Source organism: Oleiphilus sp. HI0066, from assembly GCF_001635725.1.
On sequence record NZ_LWFH01001300.1, the window covers coordinates 29,644 to 47,755 of the forward strand.

Sequence of the window (18,112 nt, forward strand, 5' to 3'; positions counted from 1 at the left end):
TTAGTTTATTTTAAGGGAAATGATATGCGTCCAAGTGGCAGAGCGTTAGATCAAGCGCGCGCAATTAAACTTACTCCAGGATATACAAAACATGCAGAAGGATCTGTGTTGGTGGAGTTTGGTGATACGAAAGTAATTTGTACTGCATCAATTGATGAGTCGGTGCCTCGCTTCTTAAAAGGTGAGGGTAAAGGTTGGATTACAGCAGAATATGGCATGTTGCCGCGTTCAACTGGGTCGCGCATGTCACGTGAGGCGGCGCGAGGTAAGCAGCAAGGTCGAACAGTTGAAATTCAACGTTTGATTGGCCGCTCTTTGAGAGCAGCTGTGGATTTGAAAAAGCTTGGTGAGCGAACCATTACGATTGACTGTGATGTGATTCAGGCTGATGGCGGAACGCGTACAGCCTCTATTACGGGCGGGTGTGCAGCACTTGGCGTGGCGTTAAATGGATTGGTCGAAGCAGGCAAGTTAAAGGAATCTCCGCTTAAGCAAAAAGTGGCTGCAATTTCGGTTGGCATTTATGAAGGTGAAGCTGTCCTTGACTTGGACTATCCAGAAGACTCTGCTGCTGAAACCGATATGAATGTCGTGATGACAGATAAAGGTGGTTTTATTGAAGTGCAGGGCACAGCTGAAGGTGAAGCATTTGAGCAGAAAGAATTTGACGCAATGCTTGCTTTGGCACGCAAAGGCTTAGGGGAAATTTTTGAGCTTCAACAGGCGCTTTTAGACGGTAACGCATAGTACTGAATTGTCAGAACTTAGCTACGTTCGCAGACTAGAGCGAAGTGTCGTGATGCGCTTTGCTCTTAATCTAAAAATGGGTGGTATTCTGATCTAAGTTGCAGAGTAACCGCGAGTGAAAAGAAGATTTAAATGAAGGGTAAGAGTTAGCGTCCGTGCTAATTCTCAGTTACATGATGATGTCGTAGTCGATGATCACTGGAGCATGATCTGAAAACCGCGTGTCGTAGTCGATAAAACCATCTTCAATGACATTGCTGACCGTTGCGCTAGTGATTTGAAAGTCTGTTCGAATCCCTGCTTCGCTTTGCTCTTCACCAGCCTCTTTTGGCCAATATGTGTACTCACCTTTGTGTTTGTTGACCTGACGAAAAGCGTCGACATAGCCGAGTTCGTCAAAGCTTTTATCAAACCACTCGCGTTCATGCGCTAGAAATCCGGCCGCCTCTCGGTCGTGGTAGTACTTGCTCGCATCGGTGACTTGATGGGCTGATTGGAAGTTTCCGGTATAAATGAACTGTCGGCGCTTACGCAGACATTTTTCAAGATGGTCTTGGAATACTTCCATGAATTTATCTTTATCTTCTTGCTGTTCAGCGTTGTGCATAGCTCCGGGGGCAAGCATTGAGGCTACGCTGACGTTATCAAAGTCTGCTTGAATAAAGCGGCCTTGGCGATCTGCTGGTTCGTAAGCGAAACCATACATAATGGCTTTAGGGAAGTGGCGCGTATATATGGCAACGCCGCCATCTTCTGGAAACTCGGCATCAAGGAAGTAAACTTCGTAACCTGGTGGGTGGTAAATGTCATCATCAAAGTCGTAGACTTTACCGCGAATGTCTTGGACGCAAACTACATCGGCATCGATTTCTTGCATCCATTCATAAAAACCTAGTTCAGCAGCTTGCTTCAAGCCATTTACGCTGATTGATACTACACGCATATCTGCCCCTTAATTTGAACGCGTGGTATGATACTCAATTCACATTTTTTGAAAAGAAATAACCGAAAATATTTACATTAAGGCTTTATCTATGTCGTCGAACCAAACTCTTAAACCACATCAACGTGAATTTATTGAATTTGCCCTTCAAAAAAATGTTCTTAAGTTTGGCGAGTTTACACTTAAGTCTGGACGTGTAAGCCCGTATTTCTTCAATGCAGGTTTATTCGACGATGGTCTTTCTCTCGCTAAATTAGGCGAGTTCTACGCTCAAACTTTATATGATGCATCTGCTGACTTTGATGTGTTGTTTGGTCCAGCGTACAAAGGTATTCCATTAGGTGCGGCAACTGCTGTGCAGTTATCTTCTTTGTTCCAGGATAATCGTCCATTTGCTTTCAATCGAAAAGAAGCAAAAGATCATGGCGAGGGCGGTACGATCGTTGGTGCATCGCTCACCGGAAAGGTCATGATCATTGACGATGTTATCACTGCCGGAACTGCCATCCGTGAAGTTATACAAATCATCAAAGCTGCTGGTGCTGAGCCTGCCGGTGTTATCATTGCGTTGGACCGTCAAGAGAAAGGCCAAGGCGAATTATCGGCAATTCAGGAAGTTGAGCGTGATTTCAATATTCCTGTTCTTAGCATCGTCAACCTGGACCAAATATTAGACTTCATCTCAAACGATGCAAGGCTTGGAGAGTACGCAGACAGTGTCGCCGCGTATAGAGATCGTTACGGAATATAACGGTTTGTAACGAGGCGCTTTTTGAAAGCATGGCTATAGTTTATTGAAAGGCTATAAAGTGCTGAATTCATAAAGAATGTGAGTGGAATAAAAATGAATCGAAGTCGTCTATTAATTTTTGTTGTTGTCGGGATGTTAGTTACGACAGCAGCATCGGCAATGCAGTTATATCGTTACAAAGACGATAACGGCAAAACCGTGATGGCTGCTTTGATTCCTCCACACTTAGTTTCTAAAGGCTACGATATTTTAAATGCTCAAGGCCGATTAGTTCAGCGTATCCCGCCTGCGTTGACCGAAGAGCAGATTCGCGAGCGCGATGAAGCCGCAGAAAAAAAGAAGCAAGAAGAACTTGCTGCAGCGAAGCAAGCTGAAGAGGACCAAAAGCTTCTTAAACAATACGGCACGCCTGATGCTGTTGTGAGCATTATGAATCGTCGTCTAGCTGAAATAGATGCAGTGATTGTTTCGCGAAAAGCGGCTATTGAAGCGTCTAAAAATCTCATTACAAAAAGCGAAGAGCAAGCGGCAAACATTCAACGAAGCGGTAAAAAGGTAGGTAAGCGAATTTTAGACGATATCGAAATGGCAAAAAAAGAAATTGCTGTTTCTCAAAGCGTGATTGAGCAGAGTCAAGCGTCTTACCAGCAAATTCTCAGTGAGTTTACTGTTGTCGTAAATCGGCTCGAAGTTCTAACCGGCACCAAAGCAAAAGACTTTCCTATCGAGCGCTAGCCTGTTCTTGTCCGGGCGAGTAGCGATTTAACCAATCGCTAATCCTTTTTTCTAGGAATCCTTCCGAACCGCTGCCTTTAGGGGCGCTTAGTTTTAATTGTCTGTAGTTGGCAAAGCCGCCAACACGAGCTCCAGCATTACGTAGTCGGGCTTTATCTTTTGCTTCGGGGGAAGATTCGTATATATCGAGGATGGGTGCCGGAAATCCTGCGCCTAGTTCGCTAGATAGTTCGATGTTTTGGTGCTGATTTAACTCTGGCGCAATAAATATGAGCGCAAATCCTTTGTCTGAAATTTCTGACTCTTTGCTTTGAATGAAATCAATTGCGAGCCCCGCGCTCTCTCCAATGGCAATCAGCGCTATGTTTTGAAAGCCTTGGCTTGCAAGAGAATTCATGCCCGCTTGAATATGCACGATTGCCCTGTCGTGATAAGGGCCAATTTTTGTTGAAAGTTCTTCGTCTTCTTTAAGATTGATATCGACGCTCTCTGATTCTTCGGGCTCAGCCGCAGGTTCTGCTTCTGCATCTTCAGTGGAAGGTGATTCTGCTTCTGGTGCTTTTTGGGCTCGGCTTCCCAATAAAGTGGCCTTTGTTATTGCTTCGTTGGCAGGGAAGGAGTCAAAAGACTTCGTCTCTAATTCACGCTGAGGGGTTGAGCTCAACTCAAACGTGGGAAGGCTGATCGATAAAGTCTGCCATCCGGTAAACGGAAGATACTCCCGCAAGGAACGAACGATATTAGGCCAGTCTGCATGCTGCGAGGTGTTCGGGATGATTAAAGCTGCGCCCTGAGTAATCGGGCTTTTAGGTTTAATGTTTAAGGCAAGGCTTTGATGAGAGCTCGCTGATCCTGGGTATTTAATGTCTAGCCAGGTAACTTGGTTTTCTGGGCTGGCCGCAGCAAGAAGTTTGGTAAATGCGCGTTCCTGTTGAATTAACGCTGGTAGCGTTGGGCGCATTTCTTCTGCTGAGGGGGCTTGTTCGGGCGCTTCTTGAGATGTGTTTTCATTCGACTGAGCAAGACCAGAGCTAGTTTCTTGGGCGAGAGTATTGGCGCTAACAATAAGGCTAAGACTAATTATTCTTAGATTTGACAGTATCTTGCTTGTTATTTTGTGATTGATTGCATACATTGCGCGCAAACACCTGTTCCCTTACTGATTGAGGTTGTCATGCCAGAATTCAAAATTGCTCCATCTATTTTATCGGCCGACTTTGCAAGACTTGGAGAAGAAGTTGAGCAAGTTTTAGAGTCGGGCGCAGATATTGTGCACTTTGATGTAATGGATAACCACTATGTGCCGAATTTAACGATTGGCCCAATGGTGTGTAAAGCTCTGCGTGATTACGGTATCAAGGCGCCGATTGATGTCCATTTGATGGTTCAACCTGTCGATGATTTGATTGGTCAATTTATTGAGGCTGGGGCTACTTACATTACGTTTCATCCAGAGGCGTCTCAGCACATTGATCGCTCTTTACAGATGATCAAAGACGGTGGCTGCAAAGCAGGTTTGGTATTTAATCCTGCAACACCGCTGCATTATCTTGATCATGTGATGGATAAGTTGGATATGATTCTTTTAATGTCGGTGAATCCAGGATTTGGTGGTCAAAAATTCATCCCGAGCACGCTCGATAAGCTCAAGTTAGTGAAGCAAAAAATTATTGAAAGCGGTTTTGATATCCAGTTAGAGATCGATGGTGGTGTAAAGGTAAATAACATTCGAGAGATTGCAGAAGCTGGCGCAGATACCTTTGTTGCAGGGTCAGCGATTTTCAATACTGATGATTACAAAGTGACGATCGATCAAATGCGTGCTGAATTGGCGGCTGCAAAACTAGGCTAATTGGCTTTCTTAGGGATAACGCGCAAATGAAACTGAGTGACTTTCAATTAGTGATGTTCGATCTAGACGGGACCTTAGTCGATAGTGCGCTTGATTTACATATTGCGTTGAATTTGTCTCTTGAAGAGGCGGGGTATCCATTAGTTTCATTGGACGATTGTCGTTTATGGGTTGGGAATGGGGCTGAAGTTCTCGTTAATAGAGCGCTTCAGCAAACTCTCGATGTGAGCGGTTCCCACTTCGACTTACATCGCGTATTGGAGCTTTTCTATAAGCATTATTCAGAAATTAATGGGCAGCATTCAGAGCTTTATGAAGGAACGCTTGCTTTGCTTGCGCAACTCAAAGAAGCAGGATGCTTTGTTGCCATTGTGACCAATAAGCCTGAAGCCCCTGCGAGGGTGCTGATAGATCAAAAGGGTTTAGTGGTTGATATGTTGGTTGGTGGTGATACGACACAAGAGCGTAAGCCAAACCCTCTGCCTCTTCAGCATTGCATGGCGCATTTTGGCGTTTCAGAAGATGCGTCAGTGTTGGTTGGTGATTCGATTAACGATTTTCAAGCGGCTCACCGTGCAGGAGTGAAAGTTGTCGGTGTAAGCTATGGTTATAATCACGGTCTGCCAATTGACGCAAGGAATCTGGATGCCTTTGTTGATTCGCTTTCAGAGCTGAGTTAATCTCACTCAACTGTGTAAACACACTACAATGCAAACAGAATTTGACGCATTAGCGCTAAGTGTCGGTCATGACGATTTATTCGGATTTTTCATTAATATCTAGTCCCTCTCAATGGAGCTTCTCTGCTTCATTTCGATGGCGATTTTGAGCAGCTGTAACTTACCACATAACACTTTGCCCAAAGATCGCTAGTCAAGGAAATACCATGAACGCAGAACAATTTTATGCCTTTGCCGGAGACGGCTATAACCGCGTGCCAGTTGTACGCGAAGTTCTTGCTGATTTAGATACCCCGCTCAGTAGTTATTTGAAACTCGCGGATGGCCCATACAGTTACTTGTTAGAGTCTGTACAGGGCGGCGAGAAGTGGGGGCGATACTCCATTATTGGTTTGCCTTGTAGACAGGTTTTGAAAGTCTGGGGGAAGACGATTCATCTTGAAGCAGATGGTGAGGTTACGGAGTCATTCGAGCATTCCGATCCATTGGCTTTTGTTGAAGAGTTCCAATCTCGTTTTCGTGTTCCAGAAATAGAGGGGCTTCCGCGTTTTAATGGTGGCTTAGTGGGTTACTTTGGGTATGACATTATTCGTTATGTCGAACCGAAGCTTGCTCACTCTTGCCCAGAAGATCCGCTTGGTACGCCAGATATTCTTCTCATGGTTTCTGATCAGTTGGTCGTATTTGATAATCTCAGCGGCAAGTTGATATTGATTCATCATGAAGATCCAAGTGTGGATGGGAGCTACGAGGTCGCTGAGTCTGTGTTGGGTGTTCTCGTTCATCGTTTAAGAACGATGCAGGCATCAGCGCCCGCGCAAGCAGGTGAGGCTCAGTCTGTTTCAGAAGAAGATTTTGTTTCAGGTTTTGAACAGCCAAAATATGAAGCGGCTGTAGATCGTATTAAAGATTATGTGCTGGCCGGCGATGTCATGCAGACTGTGCTCGCTCAGCGTATGTATATTCCTTATAAAGCTGCGCCACTCGATTTATATCGCGCTTTACGTTGCTTGAACCCGTCGCCATATATGTATTTCCTAAACTTAGGCGACTTTCATGTTGTGGGTTCTTCACCAGAAATATTGGCACGTGTCGAAGATGGGCTAGTCACGGTCCGTCCTATTGCAGGTACACGAAAGCGCGGTATGACCGAAGCAGAAGACTTGGCTTTAGAGCAAGATCTTTTAGCTGATCCTAAGGAGCTCGCAGAACACTTGATGCTGATCGATCTGGGGCGTAATGATGTTGGGCGTGTCGCGAAAACTGGAAAAGTTTCGCTCACGGACAAAATGATTGTTGAACGTTATTCGCATGTCATGCACATCGTCTCTAATGTGACTGGTGAGCTGAAAGATGGTTGCTCAGCCATGGATGTTCTTAGAGCAACATTTCCTGCCGGCACATTAAGCGGAGCGCCTAAGATTCGCGCAATGGAAATAATTGATGAGTTAGAGCCAGTGAAGCGTGGTGTATATGGCGGCGCAGTCGGATATTTGTCTTGGAGCGGCAATATGGACACTGCAATCGCGATTCGAACAGCCGTGATTAAAGATGATGTGCTTCATATTCAAGCTGGAGCCGGTGTCGTTGCAGATTCAGTGCCTTTAAACGAGTGGGAAGAAACCATGAATAAAGGGCGAGCCGTATTCAGAGCTGTGGCAATGGCAACGCAAGGTGTAGACAGTGTTTCTAATGAATCTGCAAAGGGGGATAAGTAATGTTGTTAATGATTGATAACTATGACTCCTTTACATACAACGTCGTGCAATATCTAGGTGAATTAGGCGCCGATGTGCGAGTTTATCGAAATGATGAAATCACTATTAAAGAAATCGAAGCGCTGAACCCCGAGAAAATCGTGATTTCTCCGGGCCCATGTACGCCAAATGAAGCTGGTGTTTCACTGCAAGTACTCGAGCATTTTAAAGGCAAACTCCCTATCTTTGGCATTTGCCTAGGACATCAAAGTATTGGACAAGCTTTTGGTGGATCTATTATCCGTGCTGGCCAAGTTATGCATGGGAAGACATCTCCAGTGCATCATAACAATGAAGGTGTATTTAAAGGTTTACCTAACCCAGTGACAGCAACGCGATACCATTCTTTAGTGATTGATAAAGATGCGCTTCCTGATTGCCTAGAAATTACTGCGTGGACCGAACATGAGGATGGTTCAATGGAAGAGATAATGGGTGTGCGCCATAAAACCCTAGATGTTGAAGGGGTGCAATTTCACCCAGAATCAATTTTGACTGAATGCGGTCACGAGTTGCTTGATAATTTTTTGAAGCGCGAGTCATAAGCAAACACCAACAATAAGAGAGACTAGTCATGGATATTAAAGATGCAATTGCTCAGATTGTTGAGGGGCAAAGCCTATCAACAGAAGATATGAAAGTCGTGATGCAGACGGTAATGACGGGCGAAGCGACCGATGCGCAGATTGGTGCTCTATTGATTGCGTTGCGTATGAAGGGCGAGTCGATTGACGAAATTACCGGTGCAGCGCAAGTGATGCGTGATTTGTCTGCCTCTGTAAATGTTGATGCTCAGCACTTAGTTGATACCTGTGGAACTGGTGGTGATGGCTCTAATTTGTTTAACGTATCGACTGCATCTGCCTTTGTAGTTGCAGCCGCAGGGGGCAGCGTTGCAAAGCATGGTAATCGTAGTGTTTCTAGTAGTACCGGAAGTGCTGATCTTCTTGAAGCTGCAGGTGTTAATTTGGGCTTAAGCCCTGAGCAAGTTGCGCGCGCAGTGCAAGAGATTGGTGTTGGATTTATGTTTGCGCCAGCCCACCATAGCGCGATGCGTCATGCAATTGGCCCACGCAAAGAATTAGCAATGCGTACGATTTTCAATATGTTAGGGCCAATGACAAATCCTGCTGGTGTAAAGCGCCAGATTATCGGTGTGTTTTCGAAAGCACTTTGCCGTCCAATGGCGGAAGTATTAAATCGCCTTGGCAGTGAGCATGTGATGGTGGTGCATTCTGACGACGGCCTTGATGAAATTTCTATTGCGGCTAATACCCATGTTGCAGAATTGCGAGATGGCGAAGTTATTGAATATGAAATTCGACCTGTTGCCTTAGGTATTCAAGAAGCAGCATTAACTGATTTAAGTGTGGATAGTGCGGAGCAAAGTCTTGCTCTCATTAAGTCAGCATTAGGCAAAGATGATGGCGATATCGCGCAGAAGGCGCGTAACATCATTACGATCAATGCGGCTGCTGCGATATACGTGTCTGGTCTAGCAGATTCGTTGAAGGCTGGTGTGTCAATGGCTGAAGACGCGATCGGAAGTGGTTTGGCCTTAGCCAAAATGAGTGAGTTAGCGAGTTTCTCACAAGTATTTAAAGAAGATTAAACGCATTAGCGAGAAGTTACATGAGCAGCAAAGTGAATGACAGCACACCAACGATTCTGCGCAATATTGTTGCGCGTAAGTGGGAAGAAGTAGAGGAGCGCAGTGCTGCGCTCGTGTTGACCGAGCTAAAAGCACAATCGCTTGATAAACCAGAGTGTCGAGGCTTTGTTGCATCGATTGAATCCAAGCTTGCATCTAAGCAGTCAGCCGTGATTGCAGAAATCAAGAAGGCTTCTCCAAGTAAAGGTGTGATTCGAGAAGACTTCCGACCTGCTGAGATTGCGCAGTCTTATGACAATGCAGGTGCTGCCTGTTTATCTGTTTTAACAGATAGAGACTTCTTCCAAGGGCATGAAGATTATTTACAACTTGCGCGTAATGCAGTCTCTCTACCAGTCATTCGCAAAGATTTTATGGTGTCTCCATATCAAATTTATGAGAGCCGCGTTGTAAATGCAGATTGTGTGTTGTTGATCGCTGCATGCTTAACCAAAGACCAGATGCAGGAACTTTCAGGTATCTCACATGAGCTTGGTTTAGATGTATTGGTCGAAGTGCATAATGCACAAGAACTCGACGTTGCGCTTACGCTTGATACTAAGCTTATCGGCATTAATAACCGCGATTTGCATAGTTTTGAGGTAAGCCTAGATAACACGTTTCAGTTACTTGAAAGCATCCCAGAAAATAGAATTGTTGTGACCGAAAGCGGTATTCATACATTGGATGACGTTCAGGATATGCGCAAAAATCAGGTGAATACCTTTTTGGTTGGCGAAGCATTTATGCGAGCCGAAAACCCTGGCGATGAGTTGGCGAGATTGTTTTTTTAAAGGCAATTTTTACAAGTTAACGAACAATCCTATTACGGAGGGTGAAATCCCTCCGAACATCTGATAATTTCTTATTGCGCAAACAAAAATAAAAGGACGCTATCATGAAAGTATTGGGTCTACCCACGCTTATTAAAACCCTTTTTGTTGCTAGTTTCGTTACCTTGATTGCATGTGCCGAACAAGCACAAGAGCAAGCAGTTGTAGAAACGAAAGCAGAAACAATTACTCTTAAGCTTGCTGAAACTTGGGGACCGAATTTCCCTATTTTTGGCGATGCTACAAAAAACCTCGCGACACTAGTCGACAAGATGTCCGACGGACGCCTTCAGATTACGATAGATTCTTCCAACAAACATAAAGCGCCTTTTGGTGTTTTTGATATGGTGAAGTCAGGCCAGTATGACCTTGGGCATTCGGCTTCTTATTATTGGAAGGGGAAAATCCCTGCAACGATGTATTTCACGACCATGCCATTTGGAATGTTGGCGCAAGAACAGTATGCCTGGTTCTATTACGGTGGTGGTATGGAGTTGATGGATGAACTGTACTCTCAGCACAACTTAATGTCTTTCCCAGGCGGTAACACGTCTAACCAAATGGGCGGTTGGTTCCAGAAGGAAATCAAAACGCTAGATGACCTTCAAGGTCTTAAAATGCGTATCCCAGGTTTTGCTGGTGAAGTGCTTGCAAAGCTCGGTGCGAAACCGACGAATATCCCACCGGGAGAGCTCTATACAGCACTTGAACGAGGCACTATTGATGCGCTTGAGTGGGTAGGTCCATCTCTCGATTTGCGCATGGGCTTCCATAAAATCGCACCTTACTATTATACCGGTTGGCATGAGCCTGGTGCTGAATTGCAGTTCTTAGTGAATCGTAAAACTTTTGAAGGTTTGCCGGCAGACCTGCAAGAAATATTGCGTATCGCCATGCGTACAGCAGCCTATGACATGTATATCCAGTCTACGCACGAAAGTGGTAAGAATTGGGCGACGATGCAGGAAGAGTATCCAAACATTCTAGTAAAAACTTTCCCTGAAGAAGTGATGTCAGCCATTATTCAGGCAAACGATGAGCTTCTTAAAGAGAATGCAGCAGCAGATCCGTTTGCCGCGAAAGTTCTTGCTTCCCAGCAAGAATATATGGCGAAAGTACGAGATTGGACCTTGATTTCAGACAAGGCGTATCTTGAAAGTACAAAATAAGTAAGAAGTGAGTATAAGGAGCCCGAACCTTGGTTCGGGCTTTTTTCTATATGATTGAACGATTAGATTGGTTTTGCCGTAAGGCAACTTCGCTATGTGGCTTTGTGGCCTGCATCTTGATGTTGTTCATGCTATTAAACGTCTTTTACGACGTGGTGATGCGTTATGTTTTTAATGATGTCTCTATAGGCATGCAAGAGCTCGAGTGGCATCTATTTGCGGCTGTATTTTTGTTAGGAACCCCCTACGCCATGCAGCGCGATGGTCATGTTCGTGTTGATATATTTTACGAAGGCTGGAGTGATCAGCGTAAGGCTATTGTGAATTTAGTGGGTGCGTTGACTTTCATTTTCCCTTTTGTCGCACTTGTTACCTATTACGGAGCGAGTTTTGCGCATGATGCCTATTCAATTGGTGAGGGAAGTGGTGACCCTGGTGGTCTACCCTATCGCTGGATTATCAAATCGTTAATACCTATCTCTTTTATCTTTATTGGTATCGCAGCTCTCGGCATGATGACTAAAGCTATTTTGGTCTTAAAAGGGCGTGCTCACTATCAGCAAGGCAATAAAGGAATGCTCTCATGATAGGCATTATTATGTTTTTTGCTGCGCTTCTTTTATTGATGCTGGGCTTTCCCGTTGCGTTTACATTTGCAGGCGTCGCACTTGTTTTTGGAGTGATTGCTGAAGGCTTTGATTTGTTTGCTTTCATGCCTTATCGCATTCAAAGCATTATGGAAAACACCATATTAATGGCGATACCGCTGTTTATTTTTATGGGCGTGGTGCTACAGAAAACCAAGTTAGCGGAACAATTACTGGTTTCTATGTCGCAGTTGTTTGGTCGTATGAGTGGTGGTATAGCGATTAGTACAATCTTAGTCGGTGCGCTCTTAGCTGCATCTACTGGTGTTGTCGGAGCGAGTGTGGTCGCGATGGGTTTGATATCGCTGCCAGCGATGTTGAAGTACAACTATGATAAGCAATTAGCGTGCGGCACCATCTGTGCATCGGGCACCTTGGGACAAATTATCCCTCCTTCAATCATCTTGATCATATTAGGCGATGTATTGGGCTTGCCGGTTGGGGATTTGTTCCAGGCGGCCGTTGCTCCAGGTTTGTTATTGATTGCTTTGTATATTGGTTACATTCTTTTTGTCACGCTTAGAAATCCAGAAAAAGCGCCTCCAATGCCACCAACTGAGGCCGTTGGCTTTGAGGCGATTAAAGACGCCTTGTTTTCCATTATTCCTCCGCTTCTGCTAATTGCATTGGTGCTAGGTTCTATTTTTGCGGGCATTGCGACGCCAACCGAGAGTTCTGCTTTGGGCGGTATCGGTGCGCTTGTCTTAGCTATGTTGTATCGGCAATTTAATTTGAAGATGCTTTTAGATAGTGCTCGTGAAACAGTGACCGTTACAGCGATGGTGTTTGCTATTTTGCTGGGTGCTACGGCTTTTTCAATGACATTCAGCTATACCGGCGGTGAAGAGATATTAGAGCACTGGTTAACGAATTTGCCTGGCGAGAAATGGGGTTTTCTTATTCTCACGATGCTTGTCATTTTGATACTAGGATTCTTTATTGATTTCGTCGAAATCTCTTTCATTATTGTTCCGGTGCTGGCACCGATCGCTGAATTGCTAGGAATCAGTATGCTGTGGTTTGCGATTCTCATTGCTATGAATTTGCAGACGAGTTTCTTAACACCCCCTTTCGGTTTTAGTTTGTTTTATTTGAAAGGGGTCGCACCGTCTAGCATTAGAACGAGCGACATATATCAAGGTGTGATGCCTTTCATTTGCCTACAAATATTGGTCGTTCTAGCTATCTTATTCTTTCCAGGATTTTTCGGTTTGCTCTAAAGTAGAACAGTTAGCGTGACGCTAACTGTTCAGATTTGCAGTGAAGATAATGTTCTTCGAATACAGAACCAATTAATAAAGAATCTTTATATTGCGCTGCGACGCTAGCGCCTGACAGCTGAGCGCCATCGCTCATATATAGCAAATTGATTTCACCGCTTACGGTATCGATTTCGTGTGCGATAGAAGGTGAGTGATTGCTGTGCTCAAAGGTATGCATTAAAAAGTAAAGCGCGCTTTGGTGAGAAGCAACTAGAAGCTTACCGGTATCTGACCATTCTAAATTGTCGACGATAACTTCAAGGTCATAGCGTTGAGTCGCTTTCCAACTTTCATCAGTATCTTTTGAATATTGGGTGATTTGAAGCCCGGTCGATTCCGCGACATATATTTTTCCATCTTCATCGATCGTAATGCCATTCGCCATATATAGATCATCCAGTGCAATCGTAGCTTTGCCATCTTTGTAATGAACGACATTGCTATTCGCTAAACGAAAGAAGTCTTCGACTTTTTCTTGTGGTGTGTGACGAGGGGCTCCGTGGTCATTTGTGACGTAGAATTCGTTTAAGGATGTAGCAAAAATGTCGTTAGGCGAAATAAATAAATCGGAGGTGACGCTCTTTAGTAAGGTCGCTTTATGCGAGCTTTCAAGCTCAAAAATATCGATTTGATGAAACGTAGTGCTTGGATGATTTACGACAAACAGATAGCGTTTTCCATTTTCTTTGAGAAGGGAAATTCCATGCGGATGAAATGCCTCTGGATAATTCGCTTCTATTTTAACCGGAGGAGGGTTATCGCTATTCAAGTCTTTTACCCATATAGCTCCTGGTGTTTGCGGGGCTGTGCCATATTTTAGATAGTCGCGGCGAGCGTCTGTGGCAATGAATGCCTCCCCAGTCGCTAGGTCAACAGTGATATCTTCTGGGCCAGCCTCAATTGCGACAGGTGCGCAGTAGTCAGTATTAACGTTAGCGATATCGTAGCCAAGATTCATGATTGGCCAGCTACGCCAAACAAAAACAGCAATGGTTATGAGGAATATGAATAATACGAGTTTTAGGATGTTCATTGTTATTATCTTTTATTGTTATCAACACGAGAAATCCTTATCTCATGCTTATTTCGTTAGCGCTTCTTAGGAGTCCATGCCCATACCATTTCCATTAGAATCGGCTCTTTCCCATCAGCATCTGTGACCGTAACGGATACGGTTGTTTCACCCTTATTGGATGATGTAATAAGCTTTATTTGTTCATCAGTTAAAGAAGCTTCTGCACGCATATTGCCTTTAGCTCGCTTAACATAGTCTGCCTTTATTGTCTTGATTACCGGAACGCAGTCGTCTGAGATGTTCATTCCTATTAGGTAGCCTGTTGCAGATTCTGCAATCAGAATGCTGGCAACAGCATGAACCGAGCCAATATGATTTTGTACAGACTTTTTGTTGGTGAGCGTTACGACCGAACGGTTCGTCGTTAGTTCTTCTACTTTGATACCGGTTGTGCCCGTGTATTTGACAGTTTTTCCGAAAAGCGTGCTTAAGGCTTTTGTTCGCATAAATTCGGGTAATTTATACACATTACTGACAATTGTGTTGAGTTTGTTGGGCTTTGCCACACAGCACTCCTAGTTTGTTTCTATGAATAAGTGTGCCGGCAGTTTGACCATCTGCTGTAGTTCTGTCAACGCAATAGATAAGTCCAAATATGGATCTAAATCACTGTAGATTCTAAGGAATGGTTTGTATAATCAACGCCGATTTTTTCGAGGAGTAATCTAGATGTCAGACTTAAAAGCAAAATTTGAAGAAACAGTAAACTACGTACAAACAGCTGAAGGTGACTTTCAGCCATCGAACGAGCTTAAGCTAAAGATGTACGCTTTGTTCAAGCAAGCTACAGAAGGTGATGTGACAGGTAAAAAACCTGGCATGATGGACTTCGTTGGTCGCGCTAAATATCAAGCATGGGAAGACCTTAAAGGTGCGAGTGCAGATGAAGCGATGCAGCAATACATCGATGCAATTGAAGAGTTAAAAGCTTAGGTCTTTTGAGTATTTGCGTGCTTTGCATAATCTGGTAAAGTGCGCACACTTAAATAAGAAAGATAGTTCAGGCGGTCAACATGGATGCGAAGATTGTTCTAGATGAAGCTCAGCCAGGGCTTGCGGATCGTATGACAAAAGTATGTCAGAAGAACGCTTTATGTGAGCGTACATTCCATACTTACGAGCAGTGGATCGCACAGTATCTTACATTTAATGGATTATCTAACCCCTTTAGCTTGAACGAGAAAAACGTGAAAGAATTTTTGCGACACGTGACGCGTCGTCTGTCTCCTTCGCGAGCTCGTCTTAATCAAGCGCGTCAGGCGCTCGAGTTCTTCTATAGTCAGGTCTTAAAGCGCCCATTAGAAGAGTCTGCTTACGCACTTCCATCTTCCAAATAAGCTTAGCTTTTAGGCAGTCTTAGTTTTTGCTTGAATCGAATAGTGCTTTCTATATTCGCTCGGCGTTTTTGCGCATGCCCTTTTAAACGCTAAAGAGAAAGCGCTGCTTGAGCTGAATCCTACTTTTTCTGAAATTAACTCGATACTGTCATCACTGTGTGAAAGTAGATGCTTGGCTTCTGCGATACGCTGGGTTGCAACTAATGTTCGCCAAGTAGTTTTTTCGTTAAGAAGGTGGCGAGCAAGTGTGCGTGAAGAGACGCATAATGCGTTCGCAGCATCATCGCGTGTCAGAATGTATTGATGTTGTCTCAGTAATTGCCCTATCTTCTCACTCAGACTCATTTTCTCATTTGTGTTGGGGAGAGCAATTTGTGTATAGCAGAGAGACTCTAGTGTTTGACTGGCTTGCGCATTTAACAGTGGCATAGGTAGATGAAGTAGCTTTTCATCGACAGTAATTGACATTACCTTCGATTCCACATTTACATCGCAAGACAATTCCTCGACGATTTCTTTACTTAAGACTTCATCACTTAAGCTCGTGCTCAGCTTCTTGATCGGAATGTTATGACCTGATGAGCGCATGATTGTTAAGCAAGCGCCAAAATCTCTAGAAATGTAGAAGTCTTTTAGCTCTTCATCCTCTGCATGAGCTATTTCCCATTGTAAATCGAAATTGTCGTTCTTAACATGATAATTGATGTTGGTGAAATGAAATACTTCTTGGCTATAACGAAGAGCAATATCAAGCGCGTGCTTGAGACTCGCGCTGCTAGCCATTGCTTGGCCGATTAATCCAAAGCTCGGTAGGCCTACCTTTAAACCGATGGCATAGCCAATGCGTGCAGGCGTTTCGTTGATATGATTGCATAGATTAAGAATGATAATTCGCTCTTGTTCTATGCTTGGCTCACAGGAGACGGTATCAAAGTCTTCGATGTTTAGTTTTGAGTTTTCTAGGCACTGCTCATGCATTAAGCCTTTCTTAAGACCATAACGAAGTAGCAGCCTACATTGCTCCAGTGCTAAACCAGGTGATCGAGTATATTGCGTCATTATGCTTACATCATTTACTGAGTTTTCAATCTAACACTTTGGTCTAATTCTGACTGTGGAAACTTTCTCAGAATTTTTCCTGAATTGATAACAAATAAAAAAAGCAGAGTCTTTACTCTGCCTTTCGCTCTTTAAAGCAGCTTATTAAAGAGTTGGGATCGTGACAGTGTTTTGCTCAGACGTTTTGTATTGGAAGTCTAAGTAAAAGTCTGCACTAGTTGGTGACTTGTAATAAGGATCTTTTGTATCAATCGCCATGACGACTTTGTGGCCAGCAGGGACATCGTAAGCTGTTGTTACCATGTCGAAATCAACGCGGACTTTATCACCCCAGTTCGCATCAGGAAGAGTGATAACGCCGTGTGTAATTAACTTACCCCAGCCCCAAGAATCCATATCGTACAAGTACGCGACGATCTGAGCTTTATTGTAGTGGGGTTGTACGCGAAGGTTCACGCTTGGCGTGCCGCGAATTTCCATTTTTGCATCAAGACGGTCGCTTTCCCAGTAAATCGCACGGAATTCGCTCTCAGCTTTGATGTTAGCAATAACAGGGATGTCTACCTGCTCAAGAAGGTCGCCTAGAATTGGTACGCCAGTTGAGAAGGTTGTCCCGAACCAGCCGTTAATGGTGTCGTCAGTTTCCATGTTGAACCATGACCAGTATTGGTAGGTTTCCATGTCGCCAGTGTCGAAGGTAGAGCGTGGGTGCAAGTAATAGGTTTGCTCAGTCGCTTCTGGAATTGGGTAGGTGTCAAATAGATCGAATTTGTCTTCAAAACGAACCTTCATGTTCACTGTTTTTGCTGACGATAAAGCGTTAGTTTCGCCTTTCAAATGAATGTCGAACCAGTCGTATACGTTTTCCCAAATAACGTTTTCACCCAAGCCAACAAGTGATGAAAGTAATTCAGCAGTTGCGTGTGTACCTGGCAGCAAGTCAACGTACTTAGGTGTAGTAAATTGACTAAACATGTCCATCAGAGTGTTAGGCATAAATAGGTTATCACCATAAGCTTTTGCAAGGTAAACCGCAGTGCCATTTTCATTCAATTGATCAACGTAATTGATCGGTGAACGGATACTTGCCCATTCTACAACGTCTGGAATCGCATCTAGGTTCTGATTTTTTACATTGTTCCAGTGTTGGTCAATGATTGGGTCTGGGTTGCCTGTTAAGCCGCCTGCTAGATTAAGTAGCTCACCCCAAACTTGGCGTGGCGATTGGTCGCCGTACAAAGCATGAACTAGATCGCCCCATGAACTCATTGCTGCAATGGCTTTTACGCGAGGGTCTTGCGCTGCACCTAGTAAGCTGATGCCTGAGCCGTAAGAAATACCCGCTGTTGCGATAGCGCTCTCGTCTACAGGGTAGTTAGCAATCAAATAGTCGATTACTGTGCTGTAGTCGTTCATGTCTTTTGGGCCAGCTGTGTCAATTAAACCGCCAGACTCGCCGAAACCACGCGTTGCATAATTCAGAACGATATAGCCTTTATCTGCAAGCTCTGCAGCTTGTTGTAAGTATTGGTATTCGTTCATTGACCAGCTATTGATGAAAATAATTGCTGGCGCAGTACCTTGAATATCTGTAGGAACAAAGATGTTCGCCGT

The 18,112-nt window shown here is 44.2% G+C and carries 20 protein-coding genes; 14 read left to right on the top strand and 6 right to left on the bottom strand.

The window, feature by feature from the left end; genetic code table 11:
• Nucleotides 1-24 precede the first annotated feature (24 nt).
• Entirely contained in the window at nt 25-747 is a 723-nt protein-coding gene (gene rph / locus A3738_RS18975; RefSeq protein ID WP_068501389.1) for a ribonuclease PH, read from the top strand.
• 169 nt (nt 748-916) lie between these two features.
• Here rph and A3738_RS18980 read toward each other — a convergent pair whose 3' ends face one another.
• Nucleotides 917-1,690, bottom strand: coding sequence for an exodeoxyribonuclease III (locus A3738_RS18980; protein WP_068501387.1), 774 nt, complete (start codon nt 1,688-1,690; stop codon nt 917-919).
• Between the two features lie 91 nt (nt 1,691-1,781).
• Here A3738_RS18980 and pyrE point away from each other — a divergent pair, with 91 nt between their 5' ends.
• On the top strand, nt 1,782-2,441 hold the full coding sequence (pyrE, locus tag A3738_RS18985) for an orotate phosphoribosyltransferase (RefSeq protein WP_068480264.1): 660 nt from the start codon (nt 1,782-1,784) through the stop codon (nt 2,439-2,441).
• 93 nt (nt 2,442-2,534) lie between these two features.
• The gene (locus A3738_RS18990; RefSeq protein WP_068501384.1) at nt 2,535-3,176 is read left to right on the top strand and encodes a hypothetical protein; all 642 of its coding nucleotides are present in this window, start codon (nt 2,535-2,537) and stop codon (nt 3,174-3,176) included.
• Here the strand turns inward: A3738_RS18990 and A3738_RS18995 are convergent.
• Entirely contained in the window at nt 3,163-4,311 is a 1,149-nt protein-coding gene (locus A3738_RS18995) for a DUF3530 family protein (RefSeq protein ID WP_068501383.1), read from the bottom strand. The genes A3738_RS18990 and A3738_RS18995 overlap by 14 nt on opposite strands.
• A 39-nt stretch (nt 4,312-4,350) precedes the next feature.
• Between A3738_RS18995 and rpe the strand changes: the two genes are divergently transcribed.
• The 9 genes from rpe to A3738_RS19040 all read left to right on the top strand — a co-directional run bounded on the left by rpe (nt 4,351) and on the right by A3738_RS19040 (nt 12,985).
• Complete coding sequence (gene rpe / locus A3738_RS19000) at nt 4,351-5,028, top strand: ribulose-phosphate 3-epimerase (RefSeq protein WP_068475688.1); 678 nt, start codon at nt 4,351-4,353, stop codon at nt 5,026-5,028.
• A gap of 26 nt (nt 5,029-5,054) precedes the next feature.
• Nucleotides 5,055-5,708 (top strand): phosphoglycolate phosphatase, encoded by a 654-nt coding sequence (gph, locus tag A3738_RS19005; protein WP_068501381.1) that lies wholly within the window; start codon nt 5,055-5,057, stop codon nt 5,706-5,708.
• A 206-nt stretch (nt 5,709-5,914) separates the two neighbouring features.
• Nucleotides 5,915-7,426 (top strand): anthranilate synthase component I, encoded by a 1,512-nt coding sequence (gene trpE, locus A3738_RS19010; protein ID WP_068501379.1) that lies wholly within the window; start codon nt 5,915-5,917, stop codon nt 7,424-7,426.
• Nucleotides 7,426-8,010: an aminodeoxychorismate/anthranilate synthase component II gene (locus tag A3738_RS19015; protein ID WP_068480277.1), complete on the top strand. Its 585-nt coding sequence runs from the start codon at nt 7,426-7,428 to the stop codon at nt 8,008-8,010. The genes trpE and A3738_RS19015 overlap by 1 nt, the downstream gene beginning before the upstream one ends.
• Nucleotides 8,011-8,039: 29 nt before the next feature.
• Nucleotides 8,040-9,077, top strand: a complete 1,038-nt coding sequence (gene trpD, locus A3738_RS19020; RefSeq protein WP_068501376.1) for an anthranilate phosphoribosyltransferase — start codon at nt 8,040-8,042, stop codon at nt 9,075-9,077.
• Nucleotides 9,078-9,097: 20 nt separating this feature from the next.
• Nucleotides 9,098-9,910, top strand: a complete 813-nt coding sequence (gene trpC, locus A3738_RS19025; protein WP_068501373.1) for an indole-3-glycerol phosphate synthase TrpC — start codon at nt 9,098-9,100, stop codon at nt 9,908-9,910.
• Between the two features lie 104 nt (nt 9,911-10,014).
• Entirely contained in the window at nt 10,015-11,118 is a 1,104-nt protein-coding gene (locus A3738_RS19030; protein ID WP_068480283.1) for a TRAP transporter substrate-binding protein, read from the top strand.
• Between the two features lie 29 nt (nt 11,119-11,147).
• Nucleotides 11,148-11,705 carry a TRAP transporter small permease subunit gene (locus A3738_RS19035; RefSeq protein ID WP_231876645.1) on the top strand — a complete coding sequence of 186 codons (558 nt, stop codon included), beginning with the start codon at nt 11,148-11,150 and terminating at the stop codon, nt 11,703-11,705.
• Nucleotides 11,702-12,985, top strand: coding sequence for a TRAP transporter large permease subunit (locus A3738_RS19040; protein ID WP_068480289.1), 1,284 nt, complete (start codon nt 11,702-11,704; stop codon nt 12,983-12,985). Before A3738_RS19035 ends, A3738_RS19040 begins: the two co-directional genes overlap by 4 nt.
• 10 nt (nt 12,986-12,995) lie before the next feature.
• Here A3738_RS19040 and A3738_RS19045 read toward each other — a convergent pair whose 3' ends face one another.
• Together A3738_RS19045 and A3738_RS19050 are read right to left on the bottom strand one after the other, a co-directional pair.
• On the bottom strand, nt 12,996-14,060 hold the full coding sequence (locus A3738_RS19045) for an SMP-30/gluconolactonase/LRE family protein (protein ID WP_068501367.1): 1,065 nt from the start codon (nt 14,058-14,060) through the stop codon (nt 12,996-12,998).
• A gap of 56 nt (nt 14,061-14,116) precedes the next feature.
• Nucleotides 14,117-14,608 (bottom strand): DUF4442 domain-containing protein, encoded by a 492-nt coding sequence (locus tag A3738_RS19050; RefSeq protein WP_231876704.1) that lies wholly within the window; start codon nt 14,606-14,608, stop codon nt 14,117-14,119.
• A gap of 163 nt (nt 14,609-14,771) precedes the next feature.
• Here A3738_RS19050 and A3738_RS19055 point away from each other — a divergent pair, with 163 nt between their 5' ends.
• Nucleotides 14,772-15,035, top strand: coding sequence for an acyl-CoA-binding protein (locus A3738_RS19055; RefSeq protein WP_068474019.1), 264 nt, complete (start codon nt 14,772-14,774; stop codon nt 15,033-15,035).
• An 80-nt stretch (nt 15,036-15,115) separates the two neighbouring features.
• Nucleotides 15,116-15,439: a phage integrase N-terminal SAM-like domain-containing protein gene (locus tag A3738_RS19060; RefSeq protein WP_068474017.1), complete on the top strand. Its 324-nt coding sequence runs from the start codon at nt 15,116-15,118 to the stop codon at nt 15,437-15,439.
• 9 nt (nt 15,440-15,448) lie between these two features.
• On the opposite strand, the gene A3738_RS19065 is transcribed toward A3738_RS19060, so the two are convergent.
• Nucleotides 15,449-16,498, bottom strand: a complete 1,050-nt coding sequence (locus tag A3738_RS19065) for an AraC family transcriptional regulator (RefSeq protein ID WP_082869200.1) — start codon at nt 16,496-16,498, stop codon at nt 15,449-15,451.
• Nucleotides 16,499-16,642: 144 nt separating this feature from the next.
• The gene (locus A3738_RS19070; RefSeq protein ID WP_156502546.1) at nt 16,643-18,103 is read right to left on the bottom strand and encodes a CocE/NonD family hydrolase; all 1,461 of its coding nucleotides are present in this window, start codon (nt 18,101-18,103) and stop codon (nt 16,643-16,645) included.
• Nucleotides 18,104-18,112 lie beyond the last annotated feature (9 nt).